At 68.5% G+C, this 20599-nt stretch carries 15 protein-coding genes; 4 read left to right on the forward strand and 11 right to left on the reverse strand.

Features of this window, described 5'->3' with window-relative positions; translation table 11 throughout:
• Window positions 1-13: 13 nt before the first annotated feature.
• Window positions 14-547: a thioesterase family protein gene (locus IEV99_RS17765; RefSeq protein ID WP_188519060.1), complete on the forward strand. Its 534-nt coding sequence runs from the start codon at window positions 14-16 to the stop codon at window positions 545-547.
• 8 nt (window positions 548-555) lie between these two features.
• Here the strand turns inward: IEV99_RS17765 and IEV99_RS17770 are convergent, their stop codons facing one another.
• Window positions 556-1188 (reverse strand): LysE family translocator, encoded by a 633-nt coding sequence (locus tag IEV99_RS17770; RefSeq protein ID WP_188519061.1) that lies wholly within the window; start codon window positions 1186-1188, stop codon window positions 556-558.
• A 543-nt stretch (window positions 1189-1731) separates the two neighbouring features.
• Between IEV99_RS17770 and IEV99_RS17775 the strand changes: the two genes are divergently transcribed.
• Window positions 1732-4107 carry an ATP-dependent helicase gene (locus IEV99_RS17775; protein ID WP_188519062.1) on the forward strand — a complete coding sequence of 792 codons (2376 nt, stop codon included), beginning with the start codon at window positions 1732-1734 and terminating at the stop codon, window positions 4105-4107.
• Window positions 4108-4200: 93 nt separating this feature from the next.
• Here IEV99_RS17775 and IEV99_RS17780 read toward each other — a convergent pair whose 3' ends face one another.
• Window positions 4201-4497 carry a type II toxin-antitoxin system HicB family antitoxin gene (locus tag IEV99_RS17780; RefSeq protein WP_188519063.1) on the reverse strand — a complete coding sequence of 99 codons (297 nt, stop codon included), beginning with the start codon at window positions 4495-4497 and terminating at the stop codon, window positions 4201-4203.
• A 263-nt stretch (window positions 4498-4760) separates the two neighbouring features.
• Window positions 4761-5903 carry a YihY/virulence factor BrkB family protein gene (locus tag IEV99_RS17785; protein ID WP_188519064.1) on the reverse strand — a complete coding sequence of 381 codons (1143 nt, stop codon included), beginning with the start codon at window positions 5901-5903 and terminating at the stop codon, window positions 4761-4763.
• Between the two features lie 111 nt (window positions 5904-6014).
• Between IEV99_RS17785 and IEV99_RS17790 the strand changes: the two genes are divergently transcribed.
• On the forward strand, window positions 6015-6938 hold the full coding sequence (locus IEV99_RS17790) for a 50S ribosomal protein L11 methyltransferase (RefSeq protein ID WP_188519065.1): 924 nt from the start codon (window positions 6015-6017) through the stop codon (window positions 6936-6938).
• Between the two features lie 90 nt (window positions 6939-7028).
• Window positions 7029-8855, forward strand: coding sequence for an aminopeptidase P family protein (locus tag IEV99_RS17795; protein ID WP_188519066.1), 1827 nt, complete (start codon window positions 7029-7031; stop codon window positions 8853-8855).
• A 55-nt stretch (window positions 8856-8910) separates the two neighbouring features.
• Here IEV99_RS17795 and ligA read toward each other — a convergent pair whose 3' ends face one another.
• The 8 genes from ligA to IEV99_RS17835 form a co-directional block, all read right to left on the reverse strand.
• The gene (gene ligA / locus IEV99_RS17800) at window positions 8911-11031 is read right to left on the reverse strand and encodes an NAD-dependent DNA ligase LigA (protein ID WP_244643913.1); all 2121 of its coding nucleotides are present in this window, start codon (window positions 11029-11031) and stop codon (window positions 8911-8913) included.
• Between the two features lie 125 nt (window positions 11032-11156).
• Entirely contained in the window at window positions 11157-12833 is a 1677-nt protein-coding gene (gene recN, locus IEV99_RS17805; protein ID WP_188519067.1) for a DNA repair protein RecN, read from the reverse strand.
• Window positions 12834-13223: 390 nt separating this feature from the next.
• Window positions 13224-14114: an outer membrane protein assembly factor BamD gene (locus tag IEV99_RS17810; protein ID WP_188519068.1), complete on the reverse strand. Its 891-nt coding sequence runs from the start codon at window positions 14112-14114 to the stop codon at window positions 13224-13226.
• Window positions 14115-14287: 173 nt separating this feature from the next.
• Entirely contained in the window at window positions 14288-15229 is a 942-nt protein-coding gene (gene lpxC / locus IEV99_RS17815) for a UDP-3-O-acyl-N-acetylglucosamine deacetylase (protein WP_188519069.1), read from the reverse strand.
• A 291-nt stretch (window positions 15230-15520) separates the two neighbouring features.
• Window positions 15521-17230, reverse strand: coding sequence for a cell division protein FtsZ (gene ftsZ, locus IEV99_RS17820; RefSeq protein ID WP_188519070.1), 1710 nt, complete (start codon window positions 17228-17230; stop codon window positions 15521-15523).
• Between the two features lie 93 nt (window positions 17231-17323).
• Window positions 17324-18586, reverse strand: coding sequence for a cell division protein FtsA (gene ftsA, locus IEV99_RS17825; protein ID WP_188519727.1), 1263 nt, complete (start codon window positions 18584-18586; stop codon window positions 17324-17326).
• A 56-nt stretch (window positions 18587-18642) separates the two neighbouring features.
• Window positions 18643-19599 (reverse strand): cell division protein FtsQ/DivIB, encoded by a 957-nt coding sequence (locus IEV99_RS17830; protein ID WP_194483078.1) that lies wholly within the window; start codon window positions 19597-19599, stop codon window positions 18643-18645.
• Window positions 19596-20519 carry a D-alanine--D-alanine ligase gene (locus IEV99_RS17835; protein ID WP_188519072.1) on the reverse strand — a complete coding sequence of 308 codons (924 nt, stop codon included), beginning with the start codon at window positions 20517-20519 and terminating at the stop codon, window positions 19596-19598. Before IEV99_RS17835 ends, IEV99_RS17830 begins: the two co-directional genes overlap by 4 nt.
• Between the last annotated feature and the right edge of the window lie 80 nt (window positions 20520-20599).

Here is a 20599-nt window from a genome sequence, read left to right on the forward strand (position 1 = left end):
CCAGAAGGGTTTCATGAAACGGACCCCCGAGAGCGCCGCGTTCTTCTTTGCCCCCTTTGTATCCTCCACGATGAGGATCGAGCCCGGCTGGATCGACTACAACGGCCACCTCAACATGGCCTACTACAACGTCCTGTTCGACCGCGCCGTCGACGAGGCCTTCGCGATGGTGGGGCTGGGCGAGGACTATGTCCGCGAGCGCCGCGCTTCCTATTTCACGGCCGAGTGCCATGTCCAGTACAAGCGCGAGCTGCGGCTGGAGGATCCGGTCCGCGCCACCATCCAGCTGCTGGATTTCGACGAGAAGCGCCTTCACGTCTACATGGAGCTGCGGCACGCCTCCGAGTTCTGGCTGTCGGCCACCTCCGAGAACATGATGCTGCACGTCGACCTCGACAGCCGCAAGGTCGCCCCCTTCCCGGCAGACGTGTTCGCCAGCCTGGCCATTATGAAGGCGGCCCATTCGGGCCTGCCCCACCCGGAAGCGCTCGGCCGCGTCATCGGCATGCCGGCCCGCGCCCGCGCGGCGCCGTCCGGCGTGCACTGACCCTGACGTCAGGCCCGCGACGCGACGCTTCGCCCTGCGTCCACCAGCGACTTGGCGCCGAACAGGATGAACATCACGCCCACCACCCGCGTCACCACGCGCCCGTGCCGCAAAAAGAACCGCCGCACCAGCGGCAGCCCAGCCCAGAACAGCACCACGATGTAGCCCAGAAAGAACCCGATCACGGCCGCGCCCATCAGCGCCGGGGCGGCGCTCCAGTCGATCTCGGCCGCATAGCGCACCGTCAGGGCCGTGAACACCGCCAGCGACACCGGATAGGATTTCGGATTGGTGACGCCGAACAGCAGCCCGGCCCGGATCGGCCGGAGGCTCCCGATGATCGCGGGTTCGCCCCCGCCCCGCGAGAACGCCGCCTTGCAGCCGAGATAGATCAAGTAGAGGCCGCACCCGACGCCAAGCGCATCGAACAACGCCGGGCCGATCTGGTTGACGCCCACGATGGCGGCCAACGCCAGAGCGCCCCACAGCAGGTCGCCAGCCAGATGCCCAAACAGAAACCGTGCGCCGGCGCCGCGCCCATGCTGCGCCGCCAGCGCGAACACGGCCAGAAATGCAGGCCCGGGCGTGACCGCGTAGATGAAACCCGCCACGACCGTGGCCCAGAACAGCGCTTGCGACATTGATTCCCCCGCCGGAGGATCACACGGCTGGCCGCAGCCGGGCAAGGCCAGGTGGTGCAATCCCTACGCTTACGAAGCAACAACACCACCATGGGATGCAAGATCTTCATGATCGTTTCAGAGTGTTTCTTCACCCGATCGCAATTCGCCGACTGTACAACCAAGTTCAATCGGCATGCCCAAAAGAATAAAGCATGCCCAGGGACGTCACCATGACCACGGACAGAGCTATCCCGGCGATGGCGGCAGCACAGCCATGTTCTCAGCCACGAACAAAGGCGCCGCCGCGCAACCGCGCTGGCCTGTTGACCCGTCTCTTACGGCTCAGACCTTCTGAATGCCCGCATTGCGAACTTTGCACGTGTCGCAGAACAACCGCGCACGGCGGCTGAAGTCTCTCCTTTCAGGCTCCCCGTCGACTCCGCCCCCCTTTCGCTTCATTTTGGCGGGAGAACGAATCGGAACCAGCGCGACCGTTCTGATGTGCCTCGCCGCCGCATCCCTGCGACGGGTTCGCATCGGTCGCCTCGACGGACATCATTCGTGAGCAATCCACTCAGCCTCGACGACGACTACCAGCCGCGTCCCGGCGGCCTCGCCGCGCGCGCCCGCGCCAGCGTGTCGGGCGGCCAGCAGGCCAACTATCTGCAGAACCTCAATCCCGAGCAACGCCGCGCGATCGAGACCACCGAGGGTCCCGTGCTGGTGCTCGCCGGCGCGGGAACCGGAAAGACGCGCGTCCTCACCACGCGCATCGCGCACATCATCGCAACGGGGCTCGCTTTCCCCTCGCAGATCCTTGCCGTCACCTTCACCAACAAGGCCGCGCGCGAGATGAAGGAGCGCGTCGGCCACCTGCTCGGCGGCGTGGCCGAGGGCATGCCCTGGCTCGGCACCTTCCATAGCGTCGGCACCAAGATCCTGCGTCGCCACGCCGAACTCGTGGGCCTGCGCTCGGATTTCACCATCCTGGATACGGACGACCAGATCCGCCTCATGCGGCAGGTTATTCAGGCGGAGGACATCGACGAGAAGCGCTGGCCGGCCCGCGCCCTGGCGGCTTTCATCGACGGCTGGAAGAATCGCGGCCTCACCCCCGATAAGGTCCCGGCCGGTGAATCCGCCGCCTTCGCGAATGGCCGCGGCGGCAAGCTCTACGCCGCCTACCAGGCGCGCCTGAAGCAGCTCAACGCCGCTGACTTTGGCGACCTCCTGCTGGAGAACCTGCGCCTGTTCCGCGAGCACCCGGACGTGCTCCAGAGCTACCAGGAGCGGTTCAAGTACATCCTGGTGGACGAGTACCAGGACACCAACGTCGCCCAGTATTTGTGGCTTCGCCTGCTTGCGCAGGGCCGCCGCAACGTGTCCTGCGTGGGCGACGACGACCAGTCGATCTATGGCTGGCGCGGCGCCGAGGTCGACAACATCCTGCGCTTCGAGCACGACTTCCCGGGCGCGACCGTGGTGCGGCTGGAGCGGAACTACCGCTCCACCGGCCATATCCTGGCCTCCGCCTCCCACCTGGTCGCCCACAACGAGGGCCGGCTCGGCAAGACTCTCCACACCGAGGACGAGCCCGGCGAGAAAGTGACGCTCACGGGCGCGTGGGATTCCGAGGAGGAGGCGCGCCTGATCGGCGAGGAGATCGAGGCGCTGCAGCACAAGGGCCACTCGCCCGCCCAGATGGCCGTCCTGGTGCGCATCTCGGCGCAGATGCGTGAGATCGAAGATCGCTTCGTCACGCTCGGCCTGCCCTACCGGGTCATCGGCGGCCCGCGGTTCTACGAACGGCTGGAGATCCGCGACGCGCTCGCCTATCTGCGCTGCGTCGCCAATCCCACGGACGACCTCGCCTTCGAGCGCATCGTCAACACGCCCAAGCGCGGCCTCGGCGACGCCACCATCGAGCAGCTCCACGTCTACGCCCGCAAGGCTCGCATTCCGCTGATGCAGGCCGCCCGCCAGATGGTGGAGACCGATGAGCTCAAGCCGAAGCCCCGCTCCACGCTGCGCGAGCTGATGGCGGCGTTCGGACGCTGGGCTTCCCGTATCGACGGCATGAAGCACAACGAGCTCGCCGAGCTGGTTCTGGAAGAGTCCGGCTATACCGACATGTGGCAGAAGGACCGCACGGCCGAGGCCGCGGGCCGGCTGGAGAACCTCAAGGAGCTCGTCCGCTCCATGGAGGAGTTCCCGGACCTCGGCGGCTTCCTGGAGCACGTGTCGCTCGTCATGGAGGCCTCGGACAACGACAGCACCGAGAAGGTGTCGATCATGACGCTCCATGGCGCCAAGGGCCTGGAGTTCGACACCGTGTTCCTGCCCGGATGGGAAGAGGGATTGTTCCCCAACCAGCGCGCGCTGGACGAGAGCGGCAAGGCCGGGCTCGAGGAAGAACGCCGCCTGGCCTATGTGGGCATCACGCGCGCCCGTCGCCGGGCCAAGATCTATTTCGCCTCCAACCGCCGCATCCACGGCATGTGGCAATCCACCATCCCGTCACGCTTCGTCGACGAGCTGCCGGAATCGCATGTGGAAGTCACCGAGGCCCCGGCTCATTATGGCGGCTATGGCGGCAGCCGCTTCGACAGGGCGCAGCCGTTCAGCGGCTCCACCTACGACACGCCGGGATGGCAGCGCGCCCAGGCGCGGTCGCGCGAAACGGGAGGCGGCGGCTTCGGCGAGAGCAGGCAGAGCGGCTTTGGCGGCGGGCAGGCCCGCAAGGGCCCCTTGCTGATCGAGGGCGAGCTCGTGGCGAAGTCCAGCGTCGGCAGCGATTTTTCAACCGGCGACCGCGTGTTCCACGTCAAGTTCGGCAACGGCTCGGTGGCGGCGGTCGACGGCAACAAGCTCACCATCGATTTCGACAAGGCCGGCCGCAAGATGGTGCTGGACGGGTTCGTCCAGCGGGCGGGGTGAGCGCCGACGACGATGATCGTCCGGTCATCTCGGCCCGCATGAGCCAGCTTTAGCCACTCTTTGTAGGCAGCTCCTGCGGGTTGGAGCGACTGCCTAAGCAGCCACGGCGGCGCGCGCCTGAGCGGGCGGCTCGATCGCGATCACCATCACGGCCTCAGGGAAGTCGGAGGCCCATTCCGGATCGGCTTTGATCTCGGAGAGGTCGCGCGTCTTGGGGAGGGGGAACCCGCCCTCGATCATGCTCTCGGTCCAGCCCGCGAGGGCTTCATTCGCCATTGCGAAGATGTCGTCGAGTTCGTCGGCAGCCGAGAAGCATCCTGGCGCGTCGGGGAACACCATCCCGTAGGCGCTGTCCGGATCCTTGGAAACGAGCGCGATGTAGGGCTTCATGCCGATGTCCTCACGCCCACCCAGCCTGCTTCTGAATCGCTCGGCCCGTGCCGATTGGTATGTCCCGCTACGGATACGGGACAGTCACGATACCAAAATGGCCTGCCTTGCCGAAGTCATGATATGACCCTGTGATCCTGAGCAGCGTCCATCCTTCCGAACGCAAACGACGGATGATTGTCGGGCTATCCCGATCCAGACTCATCCCTGAAATGTCCTGCGCCTAATGGCAGGAGCTTAGCAGTTCTCCCGAGCTCGGCAATTCACGCCTTCGCCTTCCCGATCGTGTCCGCCATCTTGGCCCCGCGCGCGCCCATTGGGGCGCCGCCCTTCTTGGTGGTGTCGCGCGCGGTCTGGTGTTCGACCTCCGAGTTCAGCTCGGCGCCGACCAGGATGATGATGGTGGACACCCACATCCAGATCATGAAGCCGATCGCCGCGCCGAGCGACCCATAGGTTTTGTCGTAATTGGCGAAGTTGGACGCGTAGAGCGACAACCCGCCCGAGGCCGCAAGCCACAGGAACGCCGCGATGAGACTGCCGGGCGACACCCAGCGCCATTGCGGCTCGGTGCGGCTCGGGCCGTAGCGATAGAGCACGGCCAACGCCAGCACGATCACCCCCAGCATCACGATCCAGGGCGCGATCGCGACCGCCCAACCCGCCAATGGACCCAGCGGCAGCACGTGCAGCACCAGCGGCACCGCAACCACGGTGCCGAGCGTCAGCACCAGGAAGATGAAGCTGCCCAGGGTGAACACGAGTGATTGCAGGTTGAGCCACACGAAGGAGCGCTTCTCCTTTTCGGCATAGGCCACGTTCAGGGCGTCGAACATCGCCTTCATGCCTGAGTTGGCGCTCCACAGCGAAACCACGAGGCCGATTGCGAACGTGAAACCGAGCGTGCTGGTCTCCTTGGAGGTGATGCTTTTCAGCTGCTCGCCGATGATGTCCGCGGCGCCGTAGGGCAGGATGTCCTTGGCCTGGTCGAGGTGCTGCTGGATCGTCGCCGGATCGGCGAACAGCCCGTAGATCGCCACGAACGCGCCGATCGCCGGGAACAGCGCCAGCAGGGCGTAAAAGGTGACGCCGGCCGCATTCGCCATCACACGGTCGTCGTTGATCTCCTCGTAGACGCGGAACAGGATGTCCTTCCAGCCCTTGGCGGGGATCTGCTCCGGGCTCGTCGCCGTGCGTCCCCGCCCCGGCTGGGCGGCGTCCAGCAGGCCGCCATGCTCCTTGCGGCCGGGATCGTCGTCATGGCCGCGATCCGAGGCCCCCCCGGGGTTGCGCTCGAGCAAGCCCGCGATCGCGCCCACCAGCGCCATCGAGACGAGGCTGACGGCGGTCGCGCTCAGCCGCGACTTGCGGCGCGGGCGGAACGTGCGGGAGGCGAAGACGGACATGATTGCTTCCTGGAACGGCGACTGGGCCTCGCCTGTGCAACGATAGGCGCCGAAGCGAGGTTCCATCCTGTCCGGGCCGTGACAGTGGCGTACGCCGCTGTATAAGGGCGCATGCTCGAAGGTCTGCATCCAAACCGCCCCACCCACCTGGCGCGTCTCGTCACGGACGAGCACACCGCGCGCCGGGTCGCCGACATTCTCGTCGAGAGCTTCGACCCCGCCGAAACGGCGGCCGCGGCCTTCGAGAACGAGGCGACGCTGGCCTGGGAGGTCGAGGTCTACTTCTCCGAGCCCCCGGACCAGGATGGCTTGCGCGAACTCATCGCAATCGCGGCCGGCGAAGAGGCCGCCCGCGAGATCGTGTTCGAGACCATCGCCGAGAAGGACTGGGTGAAGGCTTCGCTCGACGGCCTCAGCCTGGTGCGCGCCGGGCGTTTCACCGTGCATGGCTCCCATGACCGCGACCATGTGCCGGGCGCCAGCATCGGCATCGAGATCGAGGCCGCACTTGCGTTCGGCACCGGCCATCACGGCACCACGCGCGGCTGCCTTCTCATGCTGGACCAGATCCTGAAGCAGCGTCGCCCCACGCATGTGCTCGACGTCGGCACCGGCACCGGCGTGCTCGCGATCGCGGCCGCGCGGGCGCTCCACCGACCCGTGGCGGCCGGCGACATCGATCCCGTCGCCGTGGAGGCCGCCCGCCAGAACGCCCGCAACAACAAGGCCGGCGCTTATCTGCAGCCGGTCGTCGCCAAGGGCGTCGGCCACCCGGCGCTGATGCGCGGCCGGTTCTATGACCTGATCTTCGCCAACATCCTGGCCCGCCCGCTGATGCGCCTCGCGCCCAGCATCGCCTCCGTGGCCGCCCCCGGAGCCGACGTGGTGCTCTCGGGCCTGATCCCGCGCGACGTGCCCGGCGTGCTGGCCGCCTATCGGGCCCAGGGCCTCCATCTTGTGCGCCGCATGGAGCTGGAGGGCTGGGCCACCCTGCAGGTGCGCAGCGGCGGCGCGGGCGCGCTCCGGAGCTTCTGACGCCGTCGTCTTGACGACACCGGGCGGCGCCTTGACGCCGCCAAGCGCCTCGTGCACGGCTTGCGGCCGGTTGCAGCAGGCAGGTGCGTGATGGCTAAAGCGGTGTTCCAGTCGTTCGACGAAAAGGCGGATCCAGCCCACGGAGCGAGCCGCGTCGCCGCGCTGCGGGCCGAGCTGGTTCGCCGCGGCCTGGACGGCTTCGTGATCCCGCGCACGGACGAGCACCAGAACGAATATGTCGCGCCCGCTTATGAGCGCCTCGCCTGGCTGACCGGCTTCACGGGCTCCTGGGGCCTCGCGATCGTGCTCACGAAAGAGGCCGCAATCTTCGTTGATGGTCGCTACACCGTGCAGGTGCGCGAGCAGGTCGACGTCGCCGTGTTCGCCCCGCAACACCTGATCGACGCGCCGCCCGAGGGCTGGCTGGAGAAGCGCCTGAAGCCGGGCCAGAAGCTCGGCTATGATCCCAACCTTCACACCCATGACGGCGTGAAGCGCCTGGAGCGCGCCTGCACGGCCGCCGGGGCCACGCTGGTCCCCACCGACGCGAACCTCGTTGACGCGATCTGGACCGAGCGCCCCGCGCCGCCGATCGAGCCCGTGACGCTGCACCCGCTCGAATACGCGGGCGAGCCCGCCTCCGCCAAGCTCGACCGTGTTCGCGCCCGGCTGGCCGAGCTCGGCGACGCCGCGCTGGTGATCACCGACCCGCACGCCATGGCGTGGACCTTCAACATCCGCGGCGGCGACGTCTCGCATACGCCGCTGCCGCTCGGCTACGCGATCGTGCCGCGCGAGGGCCGGCCCAGCCTCTACCTCGAAGCCTGCAAGCTCTCCAACGAGGTCCGCTCCACCCTGGAGGACATGGCCGACGTCCGCGATCCCGGCCAGCTCGATCGCAGCCTGCAGTCGCTCGGCGCCGCCAAGCTGAAAGTCCGCTTCGACGCCGCCACAGCCTCCCGCCGCCTCGTCGCGGTGGTCGAGAAGGCCGGCGGAACGCCGGACGTGGGCGTCTGCCCGGTGGCGCTGCTGAAGGCCGTGAAGAACGGGGCCGAGATCGAGGGCTCCCGCGCCGCCCACCGCCGCGACGGCGCCGCCATGGCGAACTTCCTCGCCTGGTTCGCGCGCGAGGCCCCGCGCGGCGGCCAGACCGAAATCTCCGCCGTGGAGGCGCTGGAAGGGTTCCGGCGCGACACCGGCGCGCTGGCCGACGTGAGCTTCCCGTCCATCTCGGGGGCGGGCCCCAACTCCGCCATCCCGCACTACCGCGTCACCGAGCGCTCCAACCGGCCGATCGAGCCCGGCATCTTCCTGATCGACTCCGGCGGCCAGTACCGCGACGGCACCACCGACATCACCCGCACGATGGCGGTGGGCGAGCCCACGGCCGAGATGCGCGACCGCTTCACCCGCGTGCTCCAGGGCCACATCGCGATCGCGACGGCGGTGTTCCCCAAGGGCACGTCCGGCGCCCAGCTCGACAGCTTCGCGCGCCGCCCCCTCTGGGAGGCCGGCCTCGATTTCGACCACGGCACCGGCCACGGCATCGGCAGCTACCTGTCCGTGCACGAGGGCCCGCAGCGCCTCTCCAAGCTCGGAACCACGCCGCTCGAGCCCGGCATGATGCTGTCCAACGAGCCCGGCTACTACAAGGGCGGCGCCTTCGGCATCCGCATCGAGAACCTGATCCTGGTGGAGCCGCGCGACATCCCCGGCGCCGAGCGCGAGATGTACGGCTTTGAGACGCTGAGCTTCACGCCCATCGACCTAGCGCTGGTGGAGCCCTCGCTGCTCACGGACGCCGAGCTCGACTGGCTCAACGCCTACCACGCGAAGGTGCGCGCCATCATCGGCCCCATGGTCGGCGGCGACACGGCGGTCTGGCTCGACCAGGCGACTCGGCCGATCAGCCGCTAGAACGCCCCGGACGGCGAGCCCCCGGCTCGCACGCTCCCCCTAGTGGCCGGGCGTCTCAGGCGCCCGCCTCGCCCACCAGCTTCAGCCAGGCGTCCTCGTCCATTACCTCGACGCCGAGGTCCCGCGCATTGGCGAGCTTGGAGCCCGCTCCGGGCCCCGCCACCACGATGCTGGTCTTCTTGGAGACCGAGCCCGACACCTTGGCCCCCAGCCGCTCGGCCATGGCCTTGGCCTCCTCCCGCGTCATCTTCTCCAGCGCGCCCGTGAACACCACGGTCTTGCCAGCCACCGGGCTTTCGGCCGCCACCTGCTCGGGCGGCTCCGGCGTCACTTGCTCCAGCAATTCGGCCACCACCTCGCGGTTGTGCGGCTCGCCGAAGAAGTCGACGATCGATTCGGCCACCACCGGCCCGATGCCCTCGATGGAGGTCAACTCGTTGAGCGCCCCGGTGGCCGGATCCGCGGCAGCCACGGCGGCGTCCAGCAACGCCGGCATGCCGCCATAGTGGCGCGCCAGCAGCTTGGCGGTGGTCTCGCCCACATGCCGGATGCCGAGCGCGAAAATGAACCGGTGCAGCGCCACGCTGCGCCGCGTCTCGATGGAGGCGAAAAGGTTCCGCACCGAGGTCTCGCCATAGCCCTCCCGGTCCTTGAGCCGGCGCAACGAGCGCGCATCCCGCGCCTGCAGGGTGAAGATGTCCTGCGGCCGGGTGATCAGCCCGTCGCGGTAGAAGCTCTCGATCTGCTTGTCGCCCAGCCCCTCGATGTCGAAGGCGTTGCGGGAGGCGAAGTGCTTCAGCCGCTCCACCGCCTGGGCGGGGCAGACCAGCCCGCCCGTGCAGCGGCGCACCACGTCTTCCTTGCCGGTCTTGGGGTCAATCTCCCGCACCGCGTGGCTGCCGCAGGCCGGGCACACATGCGGGAACGCATAAGGCTGCGCCCTGTCGGGTCGTTTCTCGGGCACATGGCCGAGTATCTGCGGGATCACGTCGCCGGCCCGCTGCACGATCACGGTGTCGCCGATCCGCACGTCCTTGCGGGCGATCTCGTCCTCGTTGTGGAGGGTCGCGTTGGTCACCACCACGCCGCCCACCGTCACGGGCTTGAGCCGCGCCACGGGCGTCAGCGATCCGGTCCGCCCCACCTGGATCTCGATATCGAGCAGCTCGGTGGTGGCCTTCTCGGCCGGGAACTTGTGCGCCGTGGCCCAGCGCGGCGAACGCGACACGAAGCCGAGGCGCCGCTGCAGGTCGAGGTCGTCCACCTTGTAGACCACGCCGTCGATGTCATAGGGCAGGCTGGCGCGCTGCTCCTCGATAGCGCGGTACACCTCCAGCATCTCGGCCACGCTCTCGCAGCGTCGCATGAGCGGATTCGTGGGCAGGCCGAACCGCGCGAAGGCCTCCACCATGCCGGATTGCGTCCGCGCCGGCATCTCGCCTTTGATCTCTCCCCACGCATACGCAAAGAACCGCAGCGGCCGCGCCGCCGTGATGCGCGGGTCGAGCTGCCGCAGCGAGCCCGCGGCCGCGTTGCGCGGGTTGGCGAAGGGCGGCTTGCCCTCCGCTTCCTGCCGGGCGTTCATGGCGGCGAAATCCGGCTTGGTCATGTAGACCTCGCCCCTGACCTCCAACACCTCCGGCGCGCCCGCGATTCGGTTCGGAATCTCGCCGATCGTCCTCACGTTCTGTGTGACGTCCTCGCCCTCCTCGCCATCGCCGCGGGTCGCCGCCACGACGAGGTCTCCCTTCTCGTAGCGCAGCGAGCACGACAGCCCGTCGATCTTGGGCTCCGCCGTCACTGCCAGCGGCTTCTCGGCCGGCCAGTCCAGGAACCGCCGCACGCGGCCGACGAACTCCTCAACCTCGTCGTCCGCGAACACGTTGGCGAGCGACAGCATCGGCATGCGGTGCCGCACCTTGGCGAACTTCTCGGAAGGCTTCGCCCCGACGCCTTCGAGCGCGCCCGTGGCGGCCGCCGGAAACCGCGCCGCGATCGCGTCCGCCCGCCGCCGCAATGCGTCATAGGCCGCATCCGAGATCGTCGGCGCGTCCTGCTGGTGGTAGCGCACGTCGTGCCCGGCAATCTCGGCCGCCAGCGCGGCGTACTCGGCCTTGGCCTCCCGCGCCGTCATCTTCTCCGGATCAAGCGCCCGCAGCGCCTCGCCTCTCGCCATCCCGCGTCCTCTGTCGCGCCGCTAGAAACAGTCTAATCGCCAGCCTCACAAAGGCCGCAGCCCCCACCCTCCCCTTGAGAGGAGGGTGGGCTGAGGCGTCTTTCCCCGAGTAAGCGGGACCACGCTCAATCCGCCGCTTCCAGCAGGCGGCGCGCCGCCGCCCTCGCCTCGTCGGTGATCACCGCGCCGGCCAGCATGCGGGCGATCTCTTCGCGGCGCTGGGCCTGGTCGATCGGCAGCACGCGCGTGGCGATGCGGTCGTCGCCGGCCGGCGCATTGTCGATCGGCTTTTTGGAGATCAGCAGGTGCCGCTCGGCGCGCGCCGCCACCTGCGGGGCGTGCGTCACCGCCATCACCTGCACGCGCTCGGACAGGCGCGCCAGCCGTCCGCCGATCGCGTCAGCCACGGCCCCGCCCGCTCCGCTGTCGATTTCATCGAACACCAGCGTGGGCGCCGAGCCCTTGTCGGCCAGCACCACCTTGAGGGCGAGCATGAAGCGCGAGAGCTCGCCGCCCGACGCCACCTTCATAAGCGGGCCTGGCCGCGTGCCCGGGTTGGTCTGCACCCAGAACTCCACCCGGTCGAATCCCTCGGCCGCGCGGCTCGCCTCGTCGGCGTCGATCTGCACGATGAAACGCGCGCGCTCCAACTTCAGCGGCGGCAGCTCGGCGTTCACGGCGTCTTCGAGCGCCTTGCCGGCTTTGCGACGGGCGGCCGACAGCGCCCGGGCGGCCGCCACATAGGCGGCCTCGGCCGCCTCCGTCTGGGCCACGAGGGCGGCCAGATGCTCCTCGCCGTGCTCCAGGCTCTCGAGGTCGCCCCGGAAGCGCTGGCGCAGGGCCGCGAGGCCATCCACCGCGACGTTGTATTTGCGGGCCGCGGCGCGCAGCGCGAACAGCCGCTCCTCGGTTCTCTCCAGCACGCGCGGGTCGAAATCGGCGGCGCGCTGCGCCTCCTCGATCACCTGCCGGGCCGTTTCAAGCGCGTTTAGGGCGTCATCCAGCGCCTTGACGCTCGGGCCCACCAGCTCGGGCGCCTGAACGCCACGCCGTTCCAGACGGCGCAGGGCGGCCGACAGCGTCTCGATCGGCGAGCCGTGCCCCGCCACTGCGTCGTGCGCCTCGTTGATCTCGCCGGCCACCTTCTCGGAGGCCATCATGCGCTGGCGCTCGGTCGCGAGCTCCTCCTCCTCGCCCGCCACGGGCGCGAGCTTGTCGAGCTCGGCCGCCGCATGGGTGAGGAAATCGGCTTCCTTGCGGGCCGCGTCGATGCGCGCCTGCTGGGCCGCAAGCGCGTCGCGCGCGGTCTTCCATGCCTTGTGCGCTTCGGCGACGGCCGCCGAATCACACCCGCCGAACGCATCCAGCAGCGCCCGGTGAGCGCCCGGGTCCACCAGCGCACGGTCGTCGTGCTGGCCATGGATCTCCACCAGCGCGCCGCCGATGCTGCGCAGCACCTGCACGCTCACGGGCTGGTCGTTCACGAACGCGCGGGTGCGCCCATCCGCGAACTGCATGCGCCGCAGGATCAGGTCGCCGTCGTCCGGGATGTCGTGCTGGCGCGCCAGCGCACGGGCCGGATGCGCGGGCGGCAGGTCGAACACGGCCGTCACCTGGCCGCGATCCTCGCCATGCCGCACCAGCCCGCCATCGCCCCGCCCGCCCAGCGCCAGCGAGAACGCGTCCAGCAAGATCGACTTGCCCGCGCCCGTCTCCCCCGTGAGCACGCTGAGCCCGGGGCCAAACGGAATGTCGAGCCGGTCGATGAGAACGATGTCGCGGATCGCGAGCTGAACGAGCATGCGCTATGTGTCGCGAGGCGCGAGCGAAAAATCAACAGGCGATAGAGCCGCGTCGCGTGATCGGCCCTGACGCGCCGCTGATCCGAGCCCCGCATCATCGATGATCTCCGCCTCTCCGTCATGGCCGGGCTCGTCCCGGCCATCCACGCGGGAGTCCAGCGCGTGGATCCCCGGGTCAAGCCCGGGGATATCCGTGGAGGGATGGCGCAAGTCGACCGCGAAATTCCAGCGCACTCGCCGCTCCCCAAAGCCCCTCATCCTGAGGAGCGTCGCCTCTTGGCGATGCGTCTTGAAGGATGAGGGGCGCTGGTGGCGCAGCGAAGCCGGACGCCCCAAAACGAAAATGGCCGGGACGAGCCCGGCCATTCCAATCGAGAACGAAGAAAACCCTTACGACTGGCCGATCCGGAACGCCCGCATGGCCTTGCTCATCCAGGAGCCGCCGTCCTCGCGGGGCTCGAGGCCGCGCGTCTGCAGCAGGGCGTAGGTGTCCTTGTACCACTGGCTTTCGGGGAAGTTGTGGCCCAGAACCGCGCCGGCGGTCTGCGCCTCGGCGACGATGCCAAGCGCCAGGTAGCACTCGGCGAGGCGGGCCAGCGCCTCCTCGATCTGATTGGTGGTCTGGTAGGTGCTCACCACCGTCCGGAAGCGGTTGATCGCCGCCGTGTAGTTCTTCTGCTTGAGGTAGAAGCGGCCCACCGTCATCTCGCGGCCGGCCAGCTGGTCCTTGGCGACCTGGATCTTGAACTTCGCGTCCGACGCGTATTCGGACTGCGGCCAGCGGGTCACAACCTCCTGCAGGGCGAGCAGCGCCTTTTCGGTGCGCTCCTGGTCGCGGCTGACGTCCGGGATCTGGTTGTAATACGACATGCCGACCATGTAGGCCGCATAGGCGGCGTCCGGCGTCGAGGGATGCAGCGACAGGTAGCGCTTGCCCGACGTGATGGCTTCTTCGTAGTTGCGGCCGGTGTAATAGGCATAGGTCTGCAGGATCAGCGCCTTCTTGGACCAGACCGAGAAGGGGTACTGCTTGTCGAGGTCTGCGAACTTCTTGGCCGCACCCTCATATTCGTTCTTCTGCAGCAGGCCGAGGCCCTGGTTGTAGATCGTCTCAGCCGGCACCGAGGGGGTGATCTCGGGCTTGTACTTCTCTTCCTTGTCGAAGGGGTTCAAGTTCGAGATCGTGTCGCAGGCCGTCATCGGCAGGATGAGCGCAAGCGCGAACAGCGAACGCGCGAGACGGGCGCCCTGGGGGGAGAGAAAACGAATCTCGAAGCGCATGAAAGCCAGGCCCTCAGGTGAACGCCGCCCCGACCGCGTGGCGGCGAAGCGCAAATGACGCGCGCTTGTTTAGCGCAAGCCGTGCGGGATCGCTACCCGCCCGCGATGCGCGCCATGAAAATGCCCGAAGCTCGCCCGCGAGGGCGCCCTTCGGGCCACAGGGCGACGGAAGATCAGTTGGTTTCGGCCGCGAAGGCCAACGCCGGCCGGGCAGCCGATTCGGCGTGGCCGGTCTCGCGACGGCCGTTCTCGACAATCGCGTAGTTGGAGCGGTCGGCGAACAGCGCCTGCAGCACTGCAACATTCATGCGGTGGCCGCCGCAGTAGGAGCGGTAGCAACCCAGGATCGGCGAACCGGCGAGCGACAGGTCGCCCACCGCGTCCAGCGTCTTGTGGCGCACGAACTCGTCGGCGAAGCGCAGACCCTCGGGGTTGATCACCCCCTCGTCGCCCAGCGCCACCGTGTTGTCGAGCGACGCGCCCAGCGCGAAGCCGGCCTTCCAGAGGCGCTCCACGTCCTTCATGAAGCCGAAGGTGCGGGCCCGCGCGATGTCGCGGCGGAACACGCCTGGCTCCAGATCCAGAACGCGCTTCTGGCGGCCGATCAGCTGGGTGTCGAAATCGATCTCGACCTCGAGGCGGAAGCCGCGCGCGAAGGGGCGAAGCTCGGAGAACGCCCGGCCCTGCTCGACGCGCACGGGCTTGAGGATCTTGATGTAGCGGCGGCCCGAACCCTGGCGCTCGAGGCCGACCTGGTCGATCGCGTCCACGAAGGGGGCGGCGCTGCCGTCCATGATCGGAACTTCAGGGCCGTCGATCTCGACCAGGACGTTGTCGACGCCCAAGCCCGACAGGGCCGCCATAAGGTGTTCGATGGTGGCGACCGCCCCGGAGGCGGTCTCGCCGATGATGGTGCAGAGTTCCGTCGCGCTCACGGCGCTGTGGCGGGCCTGGATGAGGCGCTCACGGCCGCCGTCGAGGCGGGTCCGCAGGAAGCTGATTCCGGAGTCGACGTCGGCAGGGTGGAGAACGATCCGGACAGGAGCGCCCGAATGGACGCCGATGCCCTGCAATTCTACGCGGTCGCGAAGTGTCGTCTGCTTTTGACCAGCCATCATACCGTTCCACACATCCGCAATCCGGCGCTCTGGGCCGGAAAGCCATCCGTGTTCTGTTGACGCGCCCCTGCGAGTTTGTTTGGAGCTTTTTATCGGGCCGAAACCCGTCTCGCGAACCGGAACATACAGACGACCCGGAGTCGGGCCAAATCACGCTTTCTAACGCTTTGTAACACTCGCAATGCGAGCAATTCGTTAAGAAAAATAAAGGGTTCAGGCGTGGTTACAAATGGGTGAAGCCCGGCGCTGCGGGGCGCCGGGCTTCGAGAGGCCACGAGGGTTAGAAGATCAGTTCGACTGCCGGCGCAAGAACGCCGGGATCTCGAGCTGATCGTCCTCGAGGCGCTGGCTCGTGGGGCGGCCGTGCATGTCGAGCCCGCCCTGGGGCGCGCGGACCTGCGGGGCCGGGCGCTTGGCGTAGTCCTGGTGCACGGGGGCCGGCGCCTGCGGCTGGGCCTGCGGCACGTAGGTCGGCTGCGCCGCCCGCTGCTGCGGCGCGGGCTGTTGCACGGGAGCCGGGGCCGCCGCTTCCTCGCGACGTCCGAACCCGGCCGCGGCTAGGCGCTCCATCAGGGTCACGCGCTTCTTCTCGGGCGCCGGGGCGGGAGCCTGGGCCTGGGCGGGAGCGCGGTCCTGCATCATGCGCTGGCCCGGCAGCGGCAGCTCGTCCACGCGCGGCATGCGGGGCGGACGCACCACCTCCTCGGCGCGCGGGGGGATGAACGACGTGGGCTGGGGCGCGGGCTCCTGCATCGGCGCGCGCGGCGCCTCGGGCATGGGCTCGTACACGGCCGCCTTCGGCTGCGCCGGGCGCAGGGTCACGTCATTGTGCGTGATCGCGGGCGCGGCCGGCTCCGCGTACGCGGGCGCGGGCGCCTGCGCGGGCTCGGGCTGCTGCGTCTCGATGCGCGGCACCGCGCGGGCTTGGGCCTGCGCCATCTGCTCGTGGCGCGTGCGCACCTGCGTGCGCAGCCGCTCGGCCACCTCCGCGATCCCCTGGTCCATCGCGGGCGCGGAGCTCTTCTCCAGCAACTCGCTGTCGATGCCGGTGGCGACCACGGAGACGCGGACGATGCCTTCCAGCGAGTCGTCGCGGGTGGCGCCGAAGATCACGTTGGCGTCCTGGTCCACTTCCTCGCGGATGCGGGTGGCGGCCTCGTCGACCTCGTAGAGGGTGAGGTCGGAGCCGCCCGTGATGGAGATCAGCAGGCCGCGCGCGCCCTTCATGCAGACGTCGTCGAGCAGCGGGTTGGCGATCGCGGCCTCGGCGGCCCGCATGGCGCGCTTCTCGCCCGTGGCCTCGCCGGTGCCCATCATCGCCTTGCCCATCTCGCGCATCACGGCGCGGACGTCGGCGAAGTCGAGGTTGATCAGGCCTTCCTTGACCATCAGGTCGGTGATGCAGGCGACGCCCGAGTAGAGCACCCGGTCCGCCATCGCGAAGGCGTCCGCGAAGGTGGTCTGCTCGTTGGCGACCCGGAACAGGTTCTGGTTCGGGATCACGATCAGGGTGTCGACGGCCTTCTGCAGCTCGTTGATGCCCGACTCGGCGAGCCGCATGCGCCGCGCGCCCTCGAACTGGAACGGCTTCGTCACGACGCCGACCGTCAGGATGCCCATGTCGCGGGCCGCGCGGGCCACCACAGGGGCCGAGCCCGTGCCGGTGCCGCCGCCCATGCCGGCCGTCACGAACACCATGTGGGCGCCCGACAGCTGGTCGCGGATCTCGTCGATGACTTCCTCCGCGGCCGCGCGGCCGACTTCCGGCTGCGAGCCGGCGCCCAGGCCCTCGGTCACCTGGATGCCCATCTGGATCACCCGGTCGGCCTTGGACATCGTCAGGGCCTGCGCGTCGGTGTTGCCGACCACGAATTCGCAGCCCTGCAGCCCGAGCTCGATCATGTTGTTGACGGCGTTGCCGCCGGCGCCGCCGACACCGAACACGGTGATTCGGGGCTTGAGCTCACGGATGTCCGGAACCTTCAGATTGATCGTCATGATGTGTGGCCTCTCGTTTCTGTACTGGCGCCCCGCAGCGCCTTGTCTTGCCTCGTGGGACCTTGGCCGCCGCGCCTCGGTCCCGGTCCCTGTTTAGAAACTCTCCTTCAGCCACCGTCCCATGCGGGAGAAGTAGCCGTCGGTTCCGGTCGCCCGATACGCGCTCGGGCGGGGTACGAAATGTTCCAGCGCGGCCACCTGGGGGTAAACCAGGAGGCCGACCGGGGCCGCGAAAGAAGGACCTTTCGCGGCTTCCGGCAAACCCTGCACGCCAAGCGGCCGACCGATGCGGACCTGCTTGGACACGATCGTGCGGGCGAGCTCCGGCATGCCGGTGAGCAGCGCCCCGCCGCCGGCGAGCACGACGCGCCGACCCGTTTCGGCCGAGAAGCCCGACGCCTTGAGGCGATCCCGGACCAGCTCGAGCATTTCCTCGACGCGCGGACGGATGATGCGAACCAGGTGCGACTTCGGCACGTGGTTCACGGCGTCCCGCTCGTCCTCGTCCACGGACGCGACCGCGATGGTCTCGCGCTCGTCCGAGGATGTCGCGATGGTGGAGCCGTACAGCGTCTTCAGCCGCTCGGCGTGCGCGACGGTGGTGGAAAGCCCCCGCGCGATGTCCATCGTGATGTGATTGCCGCCCACCGCGAGCGAGTCGGTGTGCACGAGGTGCCCGCCCGCAAACACCCCGATGGAGGTCGTGCCGCCGCCGAGATCGATCACGACCGCGCCCATCTCGGCCTCGTCCTCCACCAGGGCGGACAGGCCGGCCGCGTAGGGCGTCGCCACGACGGCTTCGACGTCGAGGTGGCAGCGCTCCACCGCGAGCATCAGGTTGCGGACGGCGTTCTGGTCGGACGACACGACGTGCATGTCGACGCCGAGCTTCTCGCCCACCATGCCGTGCGGGTCGTTGATGCCCTTGGTGGCGTCCAGCGCGAAGCCGGTCGGCAGCGAATGCAGCACCGTGCGGCCGGGCCGCGCGCCCGTGGTGCTGGCGGCCTCCAGCACGCGATGAATGTCGCCGTCGCTGACGCCCGAGCCGCGCAGGCCGACGCCCGCATGGTAGCTGTCCGAACCGAGCCGCCCGCCCGTCATGTTGACGATGGCGGAGCGGATCTCGACCTTGGCCATGCGCTCGGCCGCGTCCACGGCGAGCCGGATGGCCTGCTCGGCCCCTTCGAGGTCGACGATGGCGCCGCCCTTGAGGCCGCGGGACCGCTGGTGGCCGATGCCGATGATGCGCGCCCTGTGGGTGCGGCCGCGCAGGAGGTCGCTTTCCGCCGCCGGGTCCAACCGGGCGACGAGGCACACGACCTTGGTGGTTCCGATGTCGATCACGGAGAGCACCATGCTCTTGCGCGGCGACAGCGGTTTCAGGCGCGGAGTCAGGCTGGGGTGACGATGGCTCACGTCGCGCTGCCCTTTATCTTGCTTTTGGCCTTGAGCGCTTCCGCGCGGGCGGTCGCCGCCTCTTCGCCGAGCCGCAGCACCACCCGGTCGGGGATGCGCAGATCGATGGCGAGGACGTCGCGGTCGAGAATCTTCTGGTCTTTGATCAGCCCGGCGAGCCGGGTGATCGCCTGCGACGGGTTTTCTTCCGGCAGGCGCACGTCGACGCCGTTGTCGAGCTTCAGCGTCCAGCGACGCTCGCCCACGAACATGCCGGCGCGCACATGCGCCTTCACGTCGGGGGCTGCGTCCATGAGTTTGGTGAAGGCCGTGGCCTTCAGGTTCGCACCGGGCCCGACCACGAGAGGCAGCCGGTTCAGGCGCGAATCGCTCAGCGTGTCCGTCACGGTGCCGTCGGCCGCGACCACGAAGACCTGGCCGTTTTTCTGCCAGAGCGCGTAGGCCTCTCGCTCCACGAGCGTGATCGCGAGGCCGCTCGGGTAGAGCTTGCGGACCGTGGCGTCCTTCACGAGCGGCATGTTCATCAGCCGCTCGCGGGCGGCGGCCGCGTCGAAGAACGGCAGCGAGCCGCGCGGGTCGATTCCGGCGACCTGCAGCACCTCGGTCTGGTTCAGCTCCACCAAGCCGCTGATCGCGACGTTCTGGATGCTGAAGCCGAACGCCCTGGCGACCACGTCGCGTGGCGAGCCGTAGCGGGCTGAAAAATCATCGTACTGCCCGCCCTGCACCGCGCCGTAAAGGCCGGCGCCGGCGAGAAACAGCGTGAGCAGGATCGTGCCGGTGAAACGCGGCAGGCGCGAGCCGGCCCGCTCCGAGGCGCGGATCAGCGGCTGGCGCGGCCGCGCCGGAGCGCGCCGTGAAACCAGCGCCGTGGACCGGGCCGGCGCCACGGCCGGAACGCTCGCGCCGGCATAAGCCGGCTGAGCCTGCGGAGCCCCAAAGGGCCCGCTCACCGATCGCAGGAGGCGTCCTCCACCATCCATCGAACCAACTCACCGAAACTATGGCCCGCGTGGGCCGCCAATTCCGGCACAAGAGACGTCTCGGTCATTCCGGGTTGCGTGTTGACTTCGAGACAGACGAGCTCGCCGGTTCCATCCGGCCGATCGTCGTATCGGAAGTCAGCACGACTGACGCCCCGGCAGCCAAGTGCTTGATGCGCCGTTAACGCCAACTCTTGAACCTGTTGGTAAATATTCGGTTTAATTTCTGCCGGAAGGACGTGGATCGACCCCCCCTTCGCGTACTTCGCGTCGTAGTCGTAAAACAGCCCCGTGGCGGGTCGGATGTCGATCACGCCCAGCGCCTTGTCGCCCATCACGGCGCACGTAAGTTCCCGTCCCGCCACGTAATTTTCGACCAGCATCATCTCCGAGATGTCCCAGTCCTCCCGCGCCAGCTCCTGCGGCGGATGGCTGCGATCCTCGCGCACGATGATGACACCGACCGACGAACCTTCGTTAACGGGTTTGATCACGTACGGAGGCTCCATGACGTGCCGCTTGGCCGCTTCGAGCCTGTGAACCGTGATGCCGCGCGGCACCGGAACGCCCGCCGCCGCCATCACGGCCTTGGCCCGATCCTTTTGCATCGCAAGGGCCGAAGCGAGCACGCCCGAGTGCGTGTAGGGGATGCGCAGCATCTCGAGGATGCCCTGCACGATGCCGTCCTCGCCCCAGCGGCCATGCAGCGCATTGAACGCCACGTCGGGCTTCAGGCGCGCCAGCGTGGCCGCAATGTCGCGGTCGACGTCAATCCGCGTGACGCGGTAGCCTTCGCCCTCCAGCGCATTGGCGCAAGCGCCGCCCGAACTCAGCGACACGGTGCGCTCGGCCGAGAGGCCGCCCATCAAAACCGCGACATGCTTGGTCATCGTGTTGTCTCCTGTTCGGCAGGGGGCGGTGCGGTCCTTCTCCCCGGGAGAAGGTGGTCCAAACAGCCGGATGGGGGTCC

Source organism: Alsobacter metallidurans, from assembly GCF_014636935.1.
GTDB classification, from domain to species: domain Bacteria; phylum Pseudomonadota; class Alphaproteobacteria; order Rhizobiales; family Beijerinckiaceae; genus Alsobacter; species Alsobacter metallidurans.